The sequence below is a fragment of the Streptomyces sp. AC602_WCS936 genome, assembly GCF_019049125.1.
GTDB lineage: Bacteria > Actinomycetota > Actinomycetes > Streptomycetales > Streptomycetaceae > Streptomyces.
The window spans coordinates 138,706-157,303 of record NZ_JAGMUF010000020.1; the positions used below are offsets into that span (position 1 = coordinate 138,706).

17 protein-coding genes are annotated in these 18,598 nt (G+C 73.2%); 8 read left to right on the forward strand and 9 right to left on the reverse strand.

The genetic code is table 11. The features are described 5' to 3' along the window. Window positions 1-86: 86 nt before the first annotated feature. From KUM03_RS09260 to KUM03_RS09275, 4 genes are all read right to left on the reverse strand, one after another. Window positions 87-1,244, reverse strand: coding sequence for a hypothetical protein (locus tag KUM03_RS09260; RefSeq protein WP_254399059.1), 1,158 nt, complete (start codon window positions 1,242-1,244; stop codon window positions 87-89). Next, window positions 1,241-3,274, reverse strand: coding sequence for a DUF3492 domain-containing protein (locus KUM03_RS09265; RefSeq protein WP_217246546.1), 2,034 nt, complete (start codon window positions 3,272-3,274; stop codon window positions 1,241-1,243). The genes KUM03_RS09260 and KUM03_RS09265 overlap by 4 nt, the downstream gene beginning before the upstream one ends. A gap of 222 nt (window positions 3,275-3,496) precedes the next feature. Then, window positions 3,497-5,188: a DUF3152 domain-containing protein gene (locus KUM03_RS09270; protein WP_217246547.1), complete on the reverse strand. Its 1,692-nt coding sequence runs from the start codon at window positions 5,186-5,188 to the stop codon at window positions 3,497-3,499. 8 nt (window positions 5,189-5,196) lie between these two features. Continuing rightward, window positions 5,197-6,219 (reverse strand): alpha/beta fold hydrolase, encoded by a 1,023-nt coding sequence (locus KUM03_RS09275; protein ID WP_217246548.1) that lies wholly within the window; start codon window positions 6,217-6,219, stop codon window positions 5,197-5,199. A 239-nt stretch (window positions 6,220-6,458) separates the two neighbouring features. Between KUM03_RS09275 and KUM03_RS09280 the strand changes: the two genes are divergently transcribed. From KUM03_RS09280 to KUM03_RS09295, 4 genes are all read left to right on the forward strand, one after another. After that, window positions 6,459-6,680, forward strand: a complete 222-nt coding sequence (locus tag KUM03_RS09280) for a hypothetical protein (protein WP_217246549.1) — start codon at window positions 6,459-6,461, stop codon at window positions 6,678-6,680. A gap of 184 nt (window positions 6,681-6,864) precedes the next feature. Then, window positions 6,865-7,506 (forward strand): TetR/AcrR family transcriptional regulator, encoded by a 642-nt coding sequence (locus KUM03_RS09285; protein WP_043383261.1) that lies wholly within the window; start codon window positions 6,865-6,867, stop codon window positions 7,504-7,506. Between the two features lie 156 nt (window positions 7,507-7,662). Then, window positions 7,663-7,890 (forward strand): DUF3107 domain-containing protein, encoded by a 228-nt coding sequence (locus KUM03_RS09290; RefSeq protein ID WP_217246550.1) that lies wholly within the window; start codon window positions 7,663-7,665, stop codon window positions 7,888-7,890. 191 nt (window positions 7,891-8,081) lie between these two features. Then, the gene (locus KUM03_RS09295; protein ID WP_217246551.1) at window positions 8,082-8,351 is read left to right on the forward strand and encodes a hypothetical protein; all 270 of its coding nucleotides are present in this window, start codon (window positions 8,082-8,084) and stop codon (window positions 8,349-8,351) included. 217 nt (window positions 8,352-8,568) lie between these two features. Here KUM03_RS09295 and KUM03_RS09300 read toward each other — a convergent pair whose 3' ends face one another. Beyond that, the gene (locus tag KUM03_RS09300) at window positions 8,569-9,315 is read right to left on the reverse strand and encodes a ferritin-like domain-containing protein (RefSeq protein ID WP_217246552.1); all 747 of its coding nucleotides are present in this window, start codon (window positions 9,313-9,315) and stop codon (window positions 8,569-8,571) included. 529 nt (window positions 9,316-9,844) lie between these two features. Here KUM03_RS09300 and KUM03_RS09305 point away from each other — a divergent pair. Together KUM03_RS09305 and KUM03_RS09310 are read left to right on the forward strand one after the other, a co-directional pair. Next, window positions 9,845-12,475 (forward strand): DEAD/DEAH box helicase, encoded by a 2,631-nt coding sequence (locus KUM03_RS09305; RefSeq protein WP_217246674.1) that lies wholly within the window; start codon window positions 9,845-9,847, stop codon window positions 12,473-12,475. A gap of 159 nt (window positions 12,476-12,634) precedes the next feature. After that, a complete protein-coding gene (locus KUM03_RS09310) occupies window positions 12,635-13,549 on the forward strand; it encodes an alpha/beta fold hydrolase (protein WP_217246553.1) in 915 nt (304 codons plus the stop codon). On the opposite strand, the gene KUM03_RS09315 is transcribed toward KUM03_RS09310, so the two are convergent. Continuing rightward, window positions 13,546-14,445 carry an NYN domain-containing protein gene (locus KUM03_RS09315; RefSeq protein ID WP_217246555.1) on the reverse strand — a complete coding sequence of 300 codons (900 nt, stop codon included), beginning with the start codon at window positions 14,443-14,445 and terminating at the stop codon, window positions 13,546-13,548. The genes KUM03_RS09310 and KUM03_RS09315 overlap by 4 nt on opposite strands. 247 nt (window positions 14,446-14,692) lie before the next feature. Here KUM03_RS09315 and KUM03_RS09320 point away from each other — a divergent pair, with 247 nt between their 5' ends. Next, window positions 14,693-14,845: a hypothetical protein gene (locus KUM03_RS09320; protein ID WP_007444413.1), complete on the forward strand. Its 153-nt coding sequence runs from the start codon at window positions 14,693-14,695 to the stop codon at window positions 14,843-14,845. Between the two features lie 66 nt (window positions 14,846-14,911). On the opposite strand, the gene KUM03_RS09325 is transcribed toward KUM03_RS09320, so the two are convergent. The 3 genes from KUM03_RS09325 to KUM03_RS09335 all read right to left on the reverse strand — a co-directional run bounded on the left by KUM03_RS09325 (window position 14,912) and on the right by KUM03_RS09335 (window position 17,214). Then, window positions 14,912-15,517 carry a MarC family protein gene (locus KUM03_RS09325; protein ID WP_217246556.1) on the reverse strand — a complete coding sequence of 202 codons (606 nt, stop codon included), beginning with the start codon at window positions 15,515-15,517 and terminating at the stop codon, window positions 14,912-14,914. A 55-nt stretch (window positions 15,518-15,572) separates the two neighbouring features. Beyond that, window positions 15,573-16,430 (reverse strand): PHP domain-containing protein, encoded by an 858-nt coding sequence (locus tag KUM03_RS09330; RefSeq protein WP_217246557.1) that lies wholly within the window; start codon window positions 16,428-16,430, stop codon window positions 15,573-15,575. A 142-nt stretch (window positions 16,431-16,572) separates the two neighbouring features. Further along, the gene (locus tag KUM03_RS09335; protein ID WP_217246558.1) at window positions 16,573-17,214 is read right to left on the reverse strand and encodes a DUF6758 family protein; all 642 of its coding nucleotides are present in this window, start codon (window positions 17,212-17,214) and stop codon (window positions 16,573-16,575) included. 157 nt (window positions 17,215-17,371) lie between these two features. Here KUM03_RS09335 and KUM03_RS09340 point away from each other — a divergent pair, with 157 nt between their 5' ends. Beyond that, window positions 17,372-18,595, forward strand: coding sequence for an MFS transporter (locus KUM03_RS09340; protein WP_217246559.1), 1,224 nt, complete (start codon window positions 17,372-17,374; stop codon window positions 18,593-18,595). The last annotated feature ends 3 nt before the right edge of the window (window positions 18,596-18,598 follow it).

Genomic DNA, 18,598 nt, shown 5'->3' on the forward strand with positions numbered 1-18,598 from the left:
GTGCCGAGGCGTCGGGTCGGGAGGTGGTCATCTGGGGGCTCCTTCAGGGGATGGTGCGGACGTGTGGGGGGTATCCGGGGAGGTGGTCAACGCGGGTGCTCCGGCGCCGCGTGAGCGGATGCCTTGGTCAGGCGGCGGGTCGCGTGGACCAGGAGGATCAGGGCTCCGGTGCCGCAGGCCGCCGTCGGGACGACGGCCGGGCCGCAGGCGGCGACCAGCGCATCCACGGGGACGGCCAGGAAGCCGCAGCCGGGGAGACGGGCGGCGAAGACCGTGGCCACCGCTGCCGCCTCCGCCAGGGCCGCGGCGGTGAGAATCAGCGCGGGGGCGTGCGTGTGGCCGTGCACGGTGAGCAGGCGGGCGAGCAGGAGGAGGGCGCCGAGGGCGAGCACCTGCGGGTGGGCGGCGGGTTCCCGGAGTACCGCGCCGGTCAGCGCCGCCAGCGCCGTGAGGGCGGCCATGAACAGGGTGAACGTGCCGAGCAGCAGGGGGCGTACGGAGGCGGAGAAGTCCGCCAGGCCCCGGCTGGCCGTCAGTCTGCGGCGGGCGCGCACCGCGAAGAGGCGGGCGCACCCGGCAGCGGGCGCGCAGGCCAGGGCCAGGGCCAGTACGGGGGCCGCGGCGACGGGCCACGGTCCGTCGGCGGTCCCGTCGGGCAGGGCGTCCGGGCCGCCGGAGAGAGCGGTGCGGAGCAGGCCGTCGCCGAGGATGGCGTAGCCGATGAGCCACCAGGTCCAGGTACCGGAGGTCCGCGTGCCGGCGCTCAACGGCCCTCGGCGCAGTACCGCGCGCAGGGCGAGGGCCACCGCGAGCGCTCCGACGGTGACCGCGACCAGGCGTGGCCGGCCGTCGGTGAGGCGCAGGGCGGCCACGGCGGCGGCGCACAGGGCGCCGGGCAGCACGGCGAGCGCGACCCAGGCGAGTGGTGCCCGGGGGGTCGGCTGGTCCGCGGGGCGCGGGGGCGTGTCGGCGTCACGCGGGACGCGGGCGTACATCTCCTCCGCGAGGGAGAAGACGTCCCGGTGGCGGAAGCGTGCGGCGGTCCGGTCGGTGACGCCGTGGGCCTCCAGCCCGGCCGCGATCTCCAGCGGGTCCACGGCGCGTTCGCACAGCTCGCGGTGCCGGTGCATCAGGGCCTTCACCGGGTCCGCGGCGACGCGGCGAGCGGCGGACGGCGGACGCGTACCGGCATCCTCCGGCCCGGCCGCGGCCCAGTCACGGTCCAGTTCGTGGAGGCCGCTCATCGGACCCCCTCGGTCGCGGAAACCGAGGCCGCGGCTCGGACCCCCTCGGTCACGGAAGCCGAAGCCGCGGCTCGGACCCCCTCGGTCACGGAAGCCGAAGCCGCGGCTCGGACTCCCTCGGTCGCGGAAGCCGAAGCTCCGACCCCCTCGACCGCCGGCACCACAACCGCAGCCCGCGCCCCCTCAGTCACGGAAACGGGAACCCCGCCCCGCGCCCCGTCGGTCGCCGACAGGGGAACCGCGGCCCGGCCTCCCCCGATCGCCGGTGGCGAAGTCCCGGCTCCGGGCACGTCGTCGGTATGTGAGGTCCGGGTCGTGGCCCGGACGGGGGTGCCCGTCGCCCAGGCCGGGCCGCCTCGGGCCACGGCACGGGTCGTGGTGTCCGTCCAGCGGCCGGGAACGTGCGCCTCGGCGGGGACGGAGAACGGGAGGGGCTCGCCGGTGTCGTCGAGGACGACGCGGCGTGCGGGTGTGCGCGAGAGGATGTCGAGGTAAATGCCGTGAAATGCCGCGACGTTCTGCTCGACGGTGAACAGTTCCAGTGCGCGGGCGCGCGCGGCGGCACCCAGGCGCGCACGGCGCTCGGGATCACGCAGCAGGGCGACGCACGCCTCGGCGAGCGCCCGGGGGTTGCGCGGAGGCACGACGAGTCCGGTGCCGCCGATGGCCTCCACCACCGCGCCGACGTCCGTGGACACCGTCGCCCGGCCGCAGAACATGGCCTCGACCAGGCCCGCCGGGAACCCCTCGACGACGCTGGAGAGGACCACCAGGGCTCCCGAGGCGTACGCGTCGGCGCGGGAGGGAAGTTCCGGCCCGCCGATCTCCTCGAAGGACACCGGGTTGCTGCCGACGGCGTGCGGTCCGTCGGCCTCGTCGGGGAAGAGCTGCGCGGCCAGGCCCTTGCAGTGGGCGAGGTAGGCCGCACCCTCGGGCCCGGAGGGGCCGCCCACGATCCTGAGGCGGGCCTTGGACTCCTCCTTGCGGATCTCCGCGAAGGCGTGCAGCAGCGAGACGAGGTCCTTGGCCGGCTCGACCCGGCCGACCCAGACCAGGGTGTGCGGATCGGCGCGTTCCGGGGACTCCCCCGCCTCGGCGAAGGGGGTCGCGTCCATGCCCGGGTGGACCGTGCGGAGCTTGGCGCGGTCGGCTCCGCAGCGCTCCTGCCAGCGTCGGGCATGCGTGTTGCCGGGCGTGATCAGGGCCGCGCGCCGGTAGGTCTCGGCGGCCAGCCGGCCGTGGAAGGCGGCCAGCAGGAACCGTATGGAGGGCGAGGAGTCGGGTTCCGTGAGGTAGTGCGCCCGCAGCCGCACCCCGTACTCGGTCACGAGCAGGGGCACCTCGCAGAAGTGCCGGGCGAGCAGCCCCGGCAGGGCGGCGGTGCCGCCGGAGGCCGCGTGGCACAGATCGACGGCGCCCAGGCCGTCGTCCTCGTACCAGTCGAGCGACAGGGGGCGCAGGACGCGTTCGAGGCGCGCGGCGACGGTGAGCAGGTCGGGCACGCGCGCCTCGCGCGCGGAGCGGTGAGCACCGGGCGCGCGACAGGCGCTTTCCAGGGCGCGTACGGCGGTCTCCGAGCGCAGTGCGCGGGGCAGTCCGCCCTCGTCGCGGGCGAGTTCGGCGAGGCCGTACAGCGCGTTGGCGAAACGGTCCGCCTCATGGGCGAACCGGTCGTGGGTGCCCGTCGCGTCCGCTCGCGACGCCGCGGTCTCCGCCCGGCCGGAGGCTTCTTCGGGGACGGTCGCGCAGAGGATCGCGACCAGTTCGCCGTAGTACTCGGCAAAGCGCCGGCGCGTGCGCCGTCCGTACACGACCCCGTCGTCCTCGGCGTCCCACAGCGACGCGGTACGCACCCGGCCGACCTGCGGCGGCAGCGGAACCCAGCCCTCGGCCTCCTGGCGCTCGCTGCGGGTGAGCGCGTAGACGTCGAACTCGTGCTGCTCGAGCCCGCGCACGAGCCGGTCGCACCAGAGTCCGGGCTCACCGTTCACATACGGATAGCCACCCTCCGTAAGCAGTCCGATGCGCACGCGCGCACCCCCGATCTCCCGTTTGGGGAGCCGCCGTTGGCCCGGCGGCTCGCAGCGGGACGAACGTATGCGGACAAGGCGGTGGCGCGATGGACGGTTGTCCATCGCGCCACCAAAAGGGGTGAACGGTCGTAACTTTCCTGTGCGGGATGCGTTCGGTCGCGCTAAGGGGTCAGTCAGTCACGAAGCGTGACGCGGTGGCCGCACCTCACCGTTCGCCGGTCAACTGTTCGGGTAGGCCCAAGGGTTGGGGCGGCAGTCGATTCCGTCGTGGTCGACGAACTTCGTCTGCTGCTGCATGACCGGGGCGAGTTCGCCGTCCTTGTCGCAGGTGACGTGGTTGTGGCCGATGCGGTGGCCGACCTCGTGGTTGATGAGCATCTGCCGGTAGCCGTGGATGTCGTCGCCGTACGGCTCGGCGCCCTGCGCCCACCGGTAGGCGTTGACCATCACGCGCTTGGTGGCGGCCGAGTCGCAGGACACGTTGTCCACGGTGGTGTCCAGGCCGGACTTGGCGCACCATTCGGCGGTGGTGCCGGGGCTGGCCAGCGTGATCACGAATTCGGGGTCGCCGGAGTAGATGCGCGTGAAGGTGTGGGCGCCGTTGTGGGCCCAGCTCCGGTCGTCGTTGAGCGTCTTGTGGATGGCCTCGGCGAAGAGTTCGCCGTCGAGGTCGAGCCCCTGCTCCACGTCCACGCGATAGGTGTGCTTCTCACCCTTCTCCGGCCCCTCGGCGATGCCGGCGATGGCCTCGAACTCCCCGGAGCCCTTGAGCGTGGCGTCGAGCGGGTACGTCTTGCCCATCTTCTGCTCGTACGTCAGCGGCTTCGCGGACTCGGGCGCGGAGGGCGTCGGCCGGTCGTCGTCACGCGACGCGGAGTCATGGGCGCCGCGGGCCTGGTCGGTGGCGGACTGCGACCGCACGCCCTCGCCGTCCGAGCCGTCGGCGACCTGCCCGGCCACGACGACCGCCAGCACGGTGGTGACGGCGGCCGCGGCGATGCCGGTGAAGGTCCTGCCCTTGCCGCCCTTGGCCGTCGCGGGTTCGCCCGTGGGCGGTGTGTCGTCGGCGTGGACAGCGGCGCCGGGGCCCGGGCCGCCGGGTCCGTCGCCCGCGCTCCAGTCGGTGACGGAGGCGTAGGGGTCGGCGGGCTGCGCGGGGACGGGGGCACGGCGCCGGGGGCGGGGCGCGAAGGCGTCGCCGTCGCCCTCGAAGGCGTCCAGGTACTCCTGCCGCGGCCCGCCCGGCGGGGCCTGCCGCTGTCGCGGGAAGGGCGAGCCGGGTCCGGCGGGCCCGCCGGGAGGCCCCGGGTGCGTGCGCGGGCCGCCGGGCGGTGCCGTCGGGGCGCCGTACCCGGCGCCGACGCCGGTCGGTCCGCTCAACTCACCCCAGCCGCCACCGGGTTCACGCTGCTCGGGGTGACCACCCCGAACCCGCGGCACGCCGTGCGCCGGCGTGCCGTCGGGGAGCCCGGGCACGCCGCGCGCGGGCGTACCGTCCGCGCCCCGCGGAAAGCCACGCCCCGACGCGCCGCCCTCGACCCGAGGAAAGCCATGCGCCGGGGCCCCACCGGGGACACCCGGGGCCCCACCGGGGACACCCGGGGCCCCCCCGGGGACACCCGGGGCCCCACCGGGAACAGACGGGAACCCGCGCGCCGGAGTACCCTCCCCCGGCCTCGGTCCCGGCCCCGGTCCCGCGTAACCCTGACGTCCGCCATCGCCGCCCCGAGGGCCGCCCGGTGCTCCATGGGCAGCGGTGCCGGGGGCTCCGCTCACCGGTGGTGGCGTCTGGTCCCCGGCCGGAGGCTCGGCTGCCCGGCGCCGGCCCAGCAGGCCGGAACGGCTCTCCCGCGCGGGCGTGTCCGCGCCGGCGGGCTTGGGGGCGGGTCCGCGTCGGCTGTGGCGTCCCACGTCGCGCCTCAGCCTCCTGTGCTCTGGTTGGCGGTCTCGTCCTCGACGACCGCGTCGGTCCGCTCGCCGGCCGCCGGCTCCCCGGTGTCCGCGAGGAGCTCGCGGAACGCCGTGGCCAGCGTCTCCGGATACTCCATCATCGCCACGTGACCCGCGTCCGGCAGGGTGAGCAGCCGGGAGTCACGGAAGGCGCGGGCGGCCCGCTGGGCCATGCGGTGGCCGACGAGTTGGTCCCGTCCACCGTAGACCAGGAGCGTGGGTGCGAGAACCCGTTCGGCCTGTCGCCACAGCCCGTGCTGGCCGCCCAGCGTGTACGCGTTGACGATGCCACGCGCGGTGCGCGCCATCGCGTCCCAGAAGTACGGCAGTTGCAGCCGCCGCTCCATCTCCTCGACGGCGTTGCGGAAGCCCTCCTCGCTCACCCTCCCGGGATCGCCGTAGCAGAGCGCCGTCACGCCGCGCACCCGCTGCTCCGCGGTCCACTCCCGGGTGAGCCGGGTGAACAGCGCCGCCACCCCCGGCACCGCCAGGAGCCCCGTCGGCACGGCGCCGCGCTGCACGCGGATCTCCGGCAGCGCGGGCGACACGAGGGTCAGCGTCCGCACCAGGTCGGGCCGCGCGGCGGCGACACGCGTGACGACGGCGCCGCCGAGCGAGTTGCCGAAGAGGTGCACGGGACCGCGCCCGGAGGCGTCGAGGTAGCGGACGACCGCGCGCGCGTGGCCCGTGATCGAGTAGTCGCCGTCGTCCGGTGGCGGGGAGTCGCCGAAGCCCGGCAGATCGACGGCCTCGTTGTCGACGACGCCGTCCAGCAGCGGCATCAGCGCCGACCAGTTCTGCGAAGAGCCGCTGAGGCCGTGGACGTAGAGGGCCGGCGGCAGTCCCGCGCGGGCGGGCGGGCGCGAGCGCACCGTCAGGGTGATGTCGGGCAGGTGGACCGACCGGAGACGCTCACCGTCCGCGACCTTGACGGCCGCGACCTTCGGCAGCACGTTGGCGGGCGAGGCGGACGGCGGCTCGGTCGAAGACATGCGGCAATATTACGAGATGATCACACTGGGGTTCATGTGTTCGCCATCACAGGAACGAGTGCGCCCCGGCCGCACGGAAGACCACGGAAGACCACGGAAGGCCGTGGACGGCCACGGACGGTCACGGACGGCCACTTACGACGCATGGCGTCCGGATCGGGTGTCTCCTACGCTCATGGAGTGGGCACCCACGTGTGGCCCCTGCACCTTCAGGGACGTTCGTAGGAAGGGAGCCCAGCATGACCGTCGACCCGACCGACCCGGAGACCTTCGAGGACGAGGTACAGGAAGCGGAGGAGTCCGACGTCGAGGCACCGGACGCCGACGCCGCCGAGCAGAAGGCGGACATCGCGCCGCAACGCGACGATCCGCTCACCGGCCACGACCCGGACCGCGCCAACGAGGCCGACCTGGCGGAACAGGCCAGGGTCGTCTCCCACGACGAGGACGACTACCGCTGAAAAGGCTCGCCGAGCAGGAAGGAGGACGATTTCTGCCCGGCCTGGACCCTTTTGAAACCTGTTGTGCGGCTTTCGCCACCGTCCGGTCCGTGAAATTCTGCGCTCGCACCGCACACACCACGGTTACCGAAAAGTACGATGGCGGCGCGGCGCACACCGCACGAGGACGACTATGGGAGGCGGCGTGACAGCCATCGAGCAGACAGAGGCGGTACGCCCGCGGGGCACACGCCTTCCCCGCCGAGCCCGACGCAACCAGCTGCTGGGCGCCGCACAGGAAGTGTTCGTGGCCCAGGGCTACCACGCGGCCGCGATGGACGACATCGCCGAGCGGGCCGGTGTCAGCAAGCCGGTGCTCTACCAGCACTTCCCGGGCAAGCTCGACCTGTACCTCGCCCTGCTGGACCAGCACTGCGAGGCCCTGATCCAGTCGGTGCGCCACGCGCTCGCGTCGACGACCGACAACAAGCAGCGCGTCCGGGCGACGATGGACGCCTACTTCGCGTACGTCGAGGACGACGGCGGCGCCTTCCGCCTGGTCTTCGAGTCGGACCTGACCAACGAGCCCGCCGTGCGCGAGCGCGTCGACAAGGTCACCAACGAGTGCGCCGAGGCGATCTGCGACGTCATCGCCGAGGACACCGGCCTCTCGCGCGCGGAGTCGATGCTGCTGGCCTCCGGTCTGGGCGGCCTCGCTCAGGTGGTGGCCCGCTCCTGGCTGCACAGCGACCGCAGCGTGCCCCGCGACCAGGCGGTGCAGCTGCTGACCTCGCTCGCCTGGCGGGGCATCGCCGGTTTCCCGCTGCACGGCACCGAGCAGCACTGACCGGCACGTCCGCGGGACTCACGGGACTCCTGTTCCCGTCCGCTGTTCGCTCCTGGCGTTCTCCGGCGGAGCGTGTACGTCCCCTCACCGGGCTAATGTGTGCTGGGTACGGCGCGGAAGATCGCGCACTTCACTGACCGTCGGAGGGACATAGCCGTGGAGGTCAAGATCGGCGTGCAGCACGCGCCCCGCGAGATCGTTCTGGAGAGCGGTCAGACTGCCGAGGAGGTCGAGCGCGTGGTCGCCGAGGCACTGGCCGGCAAGTCGCAGCTGCTGAGCCTCGTGGACGAACACGGCCGCAAGATCCTGGTGCCGGCCGACCGTCTCGCCTACGTCGAGATCGGCGAGCCGTCCCCGCGCAAGGTGGGCTTCGGCGCGCTGTAGCCGGCGGACGCGGGACGACGGACGAAGTTGCGGGAGGGGCCCGGCGGTGAGTCACCGCCGGGCCCCTCCCGTACGTCCCGTGCACGGGTGGAGCACAGTTCACCCACAGGGGGAGGGTTGTATTCCGCAGGTCAGGGGTAAGACGGCTGTGACCGTTTCGGGCAGGCCGGCCGCGTGGGAGGGACCCCGACATGCTCTTGGAAGCGCTCAGCGCCGCGATCCTCGGCCTCGCCCTGGCATGGGCCGCCGCCCACCGTCTGCCACACCGGCTGCCGGCCCCCGTCCTGGTGTTGCCGACGGGCATCGCCGGGGCGCTCTTCGGGGCGTTCGTCACGCACACCGCGCTGGGCGCCGGCGGTCTCGTGCTGGTCCTGCTGGGCTCGGCGGCTCTCTCCGCGGCCTCGCTGTCGCTGCTGCTGCGTCCCGCGGCGAGACTGCGCCGACGCTCGGCCACCGCCTGAGCGACCGATCGGCCGCCTCCGCCGACGGCCGACGATCACCGGACCGCCCGTCCGCCCCTGCCGACGATCACGGGACCGCCCGTCCGCCCCTGCCTACGACCTCCCGGCCGTCCCCGCCGACGGCCGCGCACGGGTCACCGCACACGGACACGGCCACCGCCCGCCGCGACGCACCGGCCCGCCACCCCGCGCGCCCCGGCGCCCGCGCCCGCCTCGGTCAGGCCGCCAGCCCCAGGGCCGCCATCCGCTTGGTGTGGGCCTCGGTGATCCGGGAGAACATCTTGCCGACCTCGGCGAGGTCGAAGCCGTCCGCGACGCCGCCCACCAGCATCGTCGACAGCGCGTCCCGGTCGGCGACCACGCGCTGGGACTGGGACAGGGCCTCGCCCATCAGCCGCCGCGCCCACAGCGCGAGCCGCCCGCCCACGCGCGGGTCCGCGTCGATCGCCGCGCGCACCTTCTCCACGGCGAAACCGGCGTGCCCGGTGTCGTCGAGCACCGCAAGCACCAGTTCGCGGGTGTCGGAGTCGAGACGGGCCGCGACCTCGCGGTAGAAGTCACTGGCGATGGAGTCGCCGACGTAGGCCTTGACCAGCCCCTCCAGCCAGTCGGAGGGGTCCGTCTGCTTGTGGAAGCCGTCGTAGGCGGCCACGAACGGCTCCATCGCCGCCGTCGGCTCCTCGCCGATCCCGGAGAGCCGGTCGCGCAGCCGCTCGAAGTGGTGGAACTCGGCCGACGCCATCTTCGCCAGCTCCGCCTTGTCCGCCAGCGTGGGCGCCAGCTTGGCGTCCTCCGCGAGCCGCTCGAACGCCGCCAGCTCGCCGTACGCGAGTGCGCCGAGCAGATCCACGACAGCGGCGCGATACTGCGGGTCGGCGGCGGCCGTCGCCCAGTCCCGGGCGGCGACCGAAGTGGGTTCGGCGGTGGCGTCTGCGGCGTTGCCAGGCTTGTCAGAGCTCGTCATGCAGCGCACAATAGCTCGCCCGTCGCGCGCCGGAAGGCCCCCGGTGGCCCCCGGCCGACCGTCGGCCGACCCCGGGTGGAACAGTGTGACGACGACTACGTGTCCAAATCGGCCATCGCGTGTGCGCGAATCCGGGGTATGGTGGTAATGCGCCTGCCGAGTATGTGACGTACGGGTACGTGACATCGTCGTCGGGCCGCACGCATGAGGATGCCCGGTCGGTGGCCCGATCGGCTCCGACCCGACAGCCCTCCCTGCCGTACGCCACACTGCGTACGGAATCCGGAGGGGGACCCTCAGTGGTACGAGCGCTGGAGCGTCGACAGAGGTCCCGTGTCCTACGGCTCACCCGTCCGTAAGGCAGCCGACGTCCCCGACACGGTCCGGCACGACCCGCGCGCTCGCCTCGCACCACGTACACAGAAGAGGCAGCACCCTGACTACGACGTTCCGATCCCTCGGGATCCTCCCCGAGACCGCCGAAGCCCTCGAAGCCGTCGGCATCAACACCCCCTTTCCGATCCAGGAGCTGACGCTCCCCGTGGCCCTGTCCGGCACGGACGTGATCGGCCAGGCCAAGACCGGCACCGGCAAGACGCTGGGCTTCGGCCTCCCGCTCCTCGAGCGGGTCACCGTCCCCGCCGACGTCGAGGCGGGCCGCGCCGCTCCCGAGGCCCTGACCGACGCCCCGCAGGCCCTCGTCGTCGTCCCGACGCGCGAGCTGTGCCAGCAGGTCACCAACGACCTCCTGACGGCCGGCAAGGTCCGCAACGTGCGCGTCCTCGCCATCTACGGCGGCCGGGCCTACGAGCCCCAGGTCGAGGCCCTGAAGAAGGGCGTCGACGTGATCGTCGGCACCCCGGGCCGCCTGCTGGACCTCGCGGGCCAGAAGAAGCTGAGCCTCAAGCACGTCAAGTGCCTGGTCCTCGACGAGGCCGACGAAATGCTCGACCTGGGCTTCCTGCCCGACGTCGAGAAGATCATCAACATGCTGCCGGTCCGGCGCCAGACCATGCTGTTCTCGGCCACCATGCCGGGTGCGGTCATCGGACTGGCCCGCCGCTACATGTCGCAGCCGACGCACATCCGCGCCACCTCGCCGGACGACGAGGGCGCGACGGTCGCGAACACGAAGCAGTTCATCTACCGCGCGCACAACATGGACAAGCCCGAGATGGTGGCGCGCATACTGCAGGCCGAGGGCCGGGGCCTGGCCATGGTCTTCTGCCGCACCAAGCGCACGGCGGCCGACCTGGCCGACCAGCTGAAGCAGCGCGGCTTCGCCTCCGGCGCGGTCCACGGCGACCTCGGCCAGGGCGCCCGCGAGCAGGCGCTGCGCGCCTTCCGCAACGGCAAGGTGGACGTGCTCGTCTGCACCGACGTGGCCGCCCGCGGCATCGACGTCGAGGGCGTGACGCACGTCATCAACTACCAGTCGCCGGAAGAGGAGAAGACGTACCTGCACCGCATCGGCCGCACCGGCCGCGCGGGCGCCAAGGGTACGGCGATCACCCTCGTCGACTGGGACGACATCCCCCGCTGGCAGCTGATCAACAAGGCGCTGCAGCTGGACTTCAACGACCCGCCGGAGACGTACTCCACCTCCCCGCACTTCTACTCCGACCTCGGCATCCCCGAGGGCACCAAGGGTGTACTGCCGCGCTCGGAGCGCACGCGTGCCGGGCTGGACGCGGAGGAGCTGGAGGACCTGGGCGAGCCGGGCGGCCGCGGTGGCCGCACGCGCGGCGACCGGGGTGGCCGGGGCGGCCGGGACGAGTCCCGTTCCGCCGACCGCGAGCGTGCGCCCCGTACGCCGCGACGCCGCCGCCGGATGCGCGGCGGTGCGCCGGTGGACGCAGGCGCCGCCGCGACCACCGCACCCGAGGCCGTGACCGGCGGCGCGGACAGCGCCGCCGACGCCGGTCCGGACACCCCCCAGGGGCCCCGCACGCTGCGCCGCCGGCGCCGTACGCGCGGTGGAGAGCCGGCCCAGCAGCCGGTGACGCCGACGACGGCCGACGCCCCTGCCGCACCGGCCGTGGCGGACACCGCGCCCGCGATGCCGGAAGCCGCGGATGTGACGGAGGCTCCCGCGAAGTCGCGCCGCCGCCGCACCCGCAAGTCGGCCGAGGCGCAGGTCACCGCGGTCGAGACCACCCCGGTGGTCGAGTCGCCGGTCGTCGACGCCGCTCCGGTGGCCGAGGCCCCGGCACAGAAGCCGCGCCGCCGCACCCGTAAGGCCGCGACCACCGCCGAGACGGCGGTCGACACGGCGGAGGCGGCGACCGAGGTCGCGCCCGAGCCGACGGAGGCCAAGCCGCGCCGAGCCCGCAAGACGGCCACCGCGAAGGCGGCCGCCGCCACCGACACGGCCGAGGCGATCGGCACCGCGGTCCAGGCACCGGAAGCCGCCGAGGCCAAGCCGCGCCGCACCCGGAAGACGGCCGCCGCCAAGGCGGAGACCGCCGCCGACACGGCCGAGGCCACCGAGGCCAAGCCGAAGGTCCGCCGCACCCGCAAGACCGCGGCGGCCACCGAGGCCACCGCCGAGATCCCGGCGCAGTCGGCACAGGGGCCGGAAGCCGCCGAGGCCAAGCCCCGACGCACCCGGAAGACGGCCGCCGCCAAGGCGGAGACCGCCGCCGACACGGCCGAGGCCACCGAGGCCAAGCCGCGCCGTACCCGCAAGGCAGCCGCTACCAAGGCGGAGGCCGCCACGGACACGGCGGAGGCCACCGAGGCCAAGCCGAAGGCCCGCCGCACCCGCAAGACCGCGGCGGCCACCGAGGCCACCGAGGCCGCGGTCCAGGCACCGGAAACCGCCGAGGCCAAGCCCCGACGCACCCGCAAGACGGCCGCCGCCAAGGCGGAGACCGCCGCCGACACGGCCGAGGCCACCGAGGCCAAGCCGAAGGCCCGCCGCACCCGCAAGACCGCGGCGGCCACCGAGCCCACCGAGGCCACCGCCGAGATCCCCGCCCAGTCGGCGCAGGAACCGGAGGCCGCGCCGCGGCGCCGGACCCGTAAGGCCGCGACCACGGTGGAGGCGCCCGCGGAGGCCGCCGACACGGCCGAGGCCAAGCCGAAGGCCCGGCGCACCCGCAAGACGGCCGCGGCCGCCACGCGTCCCGCGGATTCCCCGGAATCCGGCGAGAGCTGACCGCCGCCGCTTCACCCAGCCGTCGGCCCGGCCCCGCGACGAACGCGGGGCCGGGCCGACGGCGTTCCCCTACCCGAGCGGGGAACTCCGCGGAACTCCTCCTCCCACCCCGCTCCCCCGCACCGGCTCCACCCCCACCCCGCCCGATAGCCTCTGCCCGTGAGCAGGAACGCCGCCTTCACCCCGCCCTCCGACGCCCGCGCGTACCGGCTGCGTACCGGGCGCGGTGAGTTCGCCGTCGTCGACTCGCCCGTGGCCGACGGGGTCGAACCGCGGGGGACGGTGCTGATGCTGCCCGGGTTCACGGGGAGCAAGGAGGACTTCACCCTGCTGCACGAGCCGCTCGGGACGCGCGGGTACCGGACGGTCGCCGTGGACGGGCGGGGACAGTACGAGTCCGACGGGCCCGAGCACGACGAGGCGGCCTACGCGCGGGACGAACTGGCCCGGGACGTGCTCGCGCAGGTCGGCGCCCTCGGGACGCGGGTGCATCTCCTCGGGCACTCCCTCGGCGGGCAGATCGCCCGGTCGGCCGTCCTCCTCGACCACGCCCCCTTCGTGTCCCTCACGCTGATGTCCTCCGGCCCGGCACGGATCTCCGCCTCCCAGCAGCAGCGGGTCAAACTGCTGCGCGACGCGCTCGACACCATGACGATGGCCGAGGTCTGGCAGGTGATCCAGGCGATGGGACCGCCCGAGGAGGTCGGCGCCCCCGCCCCCGCCCACGGCCCGGAAGACCCGGAGCGGCTGCGTGACCGCTGGCTGGGCACCAGGCCGGCGCAGCTGCTCGCCACCGGGCGGCAGCTGTGCACCGAGCCGGACCGGGTCGCCGAACTCGCCGCCACGCCACTGCCGTGCCACGTGCTGTCGGGCGCCTACGACGACACCTGGCCGGTCCCCCTGCTGGACGAGATGGCCGTACGGCTGGACGCTCGCCGGACCGTCGTCGACGGCGCCGAGCACTCCCCCAACACCGACCAGCCCCTGCCGACCGCTCGCGCCCTCGCCGGTTTCTGGGACGACGTCGCCCCGCGCTCACGGCCGAGCGGACCCCAGGGCTGTCCAGCCGGTTAGTACTGCGCCCGCAGGTGCTCCCAGAACCCCTCCCGCAGCGCCCGCCGCAGGTCGGCCTGGCCACGCAGCGAGTACTGCAGCAGCCCCTCGGCCTCCACCAGCAGGTCTTGGTCGACCGAGCCGGGGAGGTAGGGGTGGCCGGGGAGGAGTTCCACCAGTGATTCGCGGCCCCGGGAGGCCAGCCACTTCGCCGCGATCTGCGCGCCGACGAAGCGGACGTCCTCGCGGGCGGGGCGGACGGCGGCGCCGGTCACCTCGTAGGTCTGGGCCGTGCGCCGGGAGACGTACGGCTTGAAGAAGTCCAGGTCGAAGGTGCGCTGACTGTCGACCTCCCAGAGCAGCGGGTCGGCCTGGTTGCGCCCCTCGGGGGCTTCGATGCCCCACAGGTGGACGCGTGCGCCGTAGCCCTGGGCCGCCTCGACCGCCGACACCAGGTCCTCGTCGCCGCCGAGCAGGGCCGCGTCGCTGATCGCCCGGTGCCGGGCGAGGGACTCCAGGTCCGAGCGGATGAGGGAGTCGACGCCCTTCTGCTGGTTGTTGGCGTTGAGGTTGCCGAGGCGGACCTTCACGTCCGGGAGCTCGGCGATGGACTGCTGCTCGGCGGTGTGGATGCGGCGCCGGGCACCGTCGTACCAGTAGACCCGCAGGAGGCGGCTGTCCGCGAAGATCGTGCGCGCCTTGTCGATGAGGGCCTCGATCAGGCCTTCCGCGTCCAGGTCGAAGGCCCGGCGGTCCTCGGTCCCCGCCACCAGACGCCCCGCCGCCGCGTAGAGGTACCCGGCGTCGACGAAGATCGCGTGGGTCGAGGGCGTCTTCGCCACCTCGGCGAGCATGCGCTGCAGCAGCTCGTTGGTGCGATCGATGCGGGCGCCCAGGGACGCGAGGTCGTCGTTCATCGCCTCCCATTGTCCCGGCGGTCACGCTGCGAACACAACCGGTCCCGGTCAGTCTGGTTCCGGGCATCCGGCGGTTCCGCAACGATCGGCTTACCTGTCAGTAATTAGCACTTCGAAAAATTTCCTTAGCGTAGGGAATGTTTGCATCACGCATGCCGTTGACAATGAACGACTCCCCGGGCACCGACGACCCGGGAGCCACACCAGTAGTTCTCCTCAGGAGGATGACCAGATCAAGGGAGAGGCCATGCGCTTTGAAGTCATGCGACTCGACGACGTCGACGGGACCCCCGTGGACACGACCGTCGTGGACGCCGCCTCCGTGAACCGCATCGTCCAGCAGGCCGCCGCCATCGGGCAGCGCCTGTGGATCCGCCCCGCCGACACCTCGGCCTTGTAGCGCGGACGACCGCACGCACGCACCAGGGCCCCCGCACACAAGCCGTGCGGGGGCCCTCGCGTCGTGTCACGCGCCCTGGACCACCTGCGTGACCCCGTTGATGATCTGCTGCACGGCGATCGCGGAGAGCATCATGCCCGCGAGGCGGGTCACCAGGACGACGCCGCCGTCCTTGATGACGCGGATGATCAGCAGCGAGTACCGCATCACCAGCCACAGCACCACGTGGATCGCGAGGATCGCCGCCCACACCGACACCTGCGTGGTGACGCTGTCGGCCTTCTGCACCGCCAGGATGACGGACACGATCGCGCCGGGCCCGGCGAGCAGCGGCATGCCGAGGGGCACGAGTGCGACGTTGACGTCCTTGGTCTGCTTCGGCTCGTCCGTCTTGCCGGTGAGCAGGTCGAGCGCGATCAGCAGGAGCAGCAGCCCGCCCGCGATCATCAGCGCGGGCACGGACACGTGCAGGTAGTCGAGGATCTGGTGCCCGAGGAGACCGAACACGGTGATCACGCCACCGGCGACGCAGACGGCCTGGAAGGCCATCCGCTTCTGCACCTTGGCGGGCCGGCCGGAGGTCAGCCCGAGGAAGATCGGGGTGATCCCGGGGGGATCCATGATGACAAAAAGGGTCAGGAAGAGGGAGCCGAAGACGGCGATGTCGAACATGGGTGAGCTACTGGCCTTGCGGGAGAAGTGAAGGTGGGCGGGCGGGGAGTGCGGCTCAGACTCCGCCGGCTCCCGGCACCGGGAAGGCCCCGAACGCCCGCCGCGTGATCTCCCCGTACACCTCGGGGTCCGTCGTGTACTCGCCGAGCAGACAGGTCTTCCGGCTGCCGTGGTAGTCGCTGGACCCGGTCACCAGGAGCCCCAGCTCCTTGGCGAGCCCCCGCAGCCGCGCCCGCGCGTCCGCGTCGTGGTCCATGTGGTCGACCTCGATGCCGTCGAGCCCGGCGGCGGCCAGGTCGGCGATCGTGGCCTCGGGCACCGTGCGCCCGCGCTTGGCGGCGGCCGGGTGCGCGAACACGGCCGCACCGCCGGCCGCCTTGATCAGCCGCAGCGCGTCGAAGGGGTCGGTCTCGTGCTTCTCGACGAAGGCTCGGCCGCCGTCGGCCAGCCAGTCCTCGGTGAAGGCGTCGCCCACGGTCGGTACGACACCCAGTTCGACGAGGGCGGTGGCCACGTGCGGCCGCCCGACCGAACCGTCGCCCGCGATGCGCGCGACCTGCTCCCAGGTGACCGGCACGCCCAGGGCGTTCAGCTTGGCGACCATGCCCTTGGCCCGCGGCACCCGGTCGTCCCGGACCAGCTCGCGCTCGGCGAGCAGGGCGGGCTCCTCGGGGTCGAAGAGGTAGGCCAGCATGTGCATGCTGATGCCGTCGACGCGGCAGGAGAGCTCGGCGCCGGTGACGAGGGTGAGGCCCTCGGGCAGCGCGGCGACGGCCTCCGCGTGACCGCGGGTGGTGTCGTGGTCGGTCAGCGCGACGACGTCCAGCCCGGCCGTGGCGGCCTTGCGGACCAGCTGGGACGGGGTGTCCGTGCCGTCGGACGCGGTGGAGTGGGTGTGCAGATCGATGCGCACGACGCTGACTCCAAGCGGTGACGGGACGGAAGGGGACGCTCAAGGATAACCGGAACTCGGGCCGCCAGTGTCACACCCGAACCGGGCCGGCGCCCACTACACATCGACTCCCGCCGAACCTACGGCCCACCGGCTCGGACGGCTACGGCTTGAGCAGCCGCGGCGACAGCGCCCCGCAGGGCACCAGGTCGATCTCCGCACCCGCGTCCCTCAGGTCGGTCAGCACCAGTTCCTCGTACATCAGCAGCGCGGCCTGCTCCGGCCACGCGACGGCCCACAGCCACATGCCGAGGGCTTCCCCGGCGAAGACCGCGCGGTCGACGGGGGCGCCGGAGACGTGCCAGAGGGGGGTGGGGCGGCCGGCGGCCAGCACCTTGGCCTGGGGCGGCTTCTCGACGTTCATGTACGGCCCCGGGTCCGGGGCGTCGAGGCCCGCGTAATGCGCGCCAAGGCCGACGCCGAGTTCCTCGGCGACCAGGATCAGCTCCCCGACACCGCCGAGCGGACCGGGGCCGGAACAGGCCACGGCGGTCGCCCGGCCGCCACTGCGGTCGTCACCCGCGCTGGCCACACCGGTGAACAGCCAGCCGACCGGCAGCGGCCACGGCATCCACACCGGCACCTGCGTGCGGTGCACCACGACGCCGAGCGCCTCGACGCTGGGCGGGAGCACCGGCTGCAGCGGGTGCACCGTGCCGTGCAGGTCGCACTGCCAGGAATCGGCGAAGAGGCCGGGAGCCCTGACCCGGCCACCACACTTCGGGCAACTGGGTTCGCCCCTCATAGAGCCCCACGGTCCTACCCTCGCTCCCCCACGTCAAGGACGATCACCCATCCGGGCGGCAGGGCTGACCGGGGAAAAGTAGATGTATCTTGCATTAATTAGCATCGCTAACTTACTATGTGCATACACCAACCAGTCGTCGGCATTGGAGCACTGCATGGACACCTTCGACGCGGGTGCGGGCGGCATCCTGCGGCAGCCCAAGGCGGTGTGGGCGACCGCCGGCGCGTCCGTCGTGGCCTTCATGGGCATCGGGCTCGTCGACCCGATCCTGCCGTCCATCGCCAAGGGCCTGGACGCGAGCGCCAGCCAGGTCTCCCTCCTGTTCACCTCCTACTTCCTCATCACCGCCCTCGCGATGCTGGTCACCGGCTTCGTCTCCAGCCGCATCGGCGGCCGCAAGACGCTGCTGCTCGGACTCGCCTTCGTCGTGGTCTTCGCGGGCCTGGCGGGCACCTCCGACACGGTCGGCCAGCTCGTCGGCTACCGGGCCGGCTGGGGCCTGGGCAACGCGCTGTTCGTCTCGACGGCCCTCGCCGTGATCGTCGGCGCGGCGGCCGGCGGCAGCGCCGCGGCGATCCTGCTGTACGAGTCGGCCCTCGGCCTCGGCATGGCCTGCGGCCCGCTGCTGGGCGCGCTGCTCGGCGACGCGAGCTGGCGCTATCCGTTCTTCGGCACGGCCTTCCTGATGGCCATCGGCTTCCTGTGCATCACGGTGTTCCTGAAGGAGCAGCCGAAACCGGCCCGCAAAACCTCGCTGCTGGACCCGGTCAAGGCACTGGGCCACGGCGGCCTGGCCTCCGCCGCGGTCTCGGCGTTCTTCTACAACTACACGTTCTTCACGGTGCTGGCCTTCACCCCGTTCGTGCTGAACATGACGCCGTACAAGTCGGGCGCGGTGTTCTTCGCGTGGGGCGTGCTGCTCGCCGTCTTCTCGGTCCTCGTGGCACCGCGGATGCAGAAGCGCTTCGGCTCGCTGAAGGTGCTCGGCGGCTCGCTGGTGCTGCTCGCCGCCGACGTACTGGTCCTCGGCTACGGCAACCACACCACGGCGATCGTCTGCACGATCCTGTCCGGCGCGTTCATCGGCGTGAACAACACCGTCTACACCGAGCTGGCCCTCGGGGTGTCGGACGCGCCGCGTCCGGTGGCGAGCGCGGGTTACAACTTCGTGCGCTGGTTCGCGGCCGCCGCCGCGCCCTACTTCGCGCCGAAGATCGAGGAGTGGACCGACATCCACATCCCGTTCGTGGTGGCGGCGGTCACCGCCGTCCTGGGCGCGGTCGTGGTCCTCGTACGGCGCCGGGCGCTCACGCACGAGGCCGAGGAGCTGGAGCCGAAGCACGCGACCGAGGACGGGGTCACCGCCTTCGCCAACTGACCG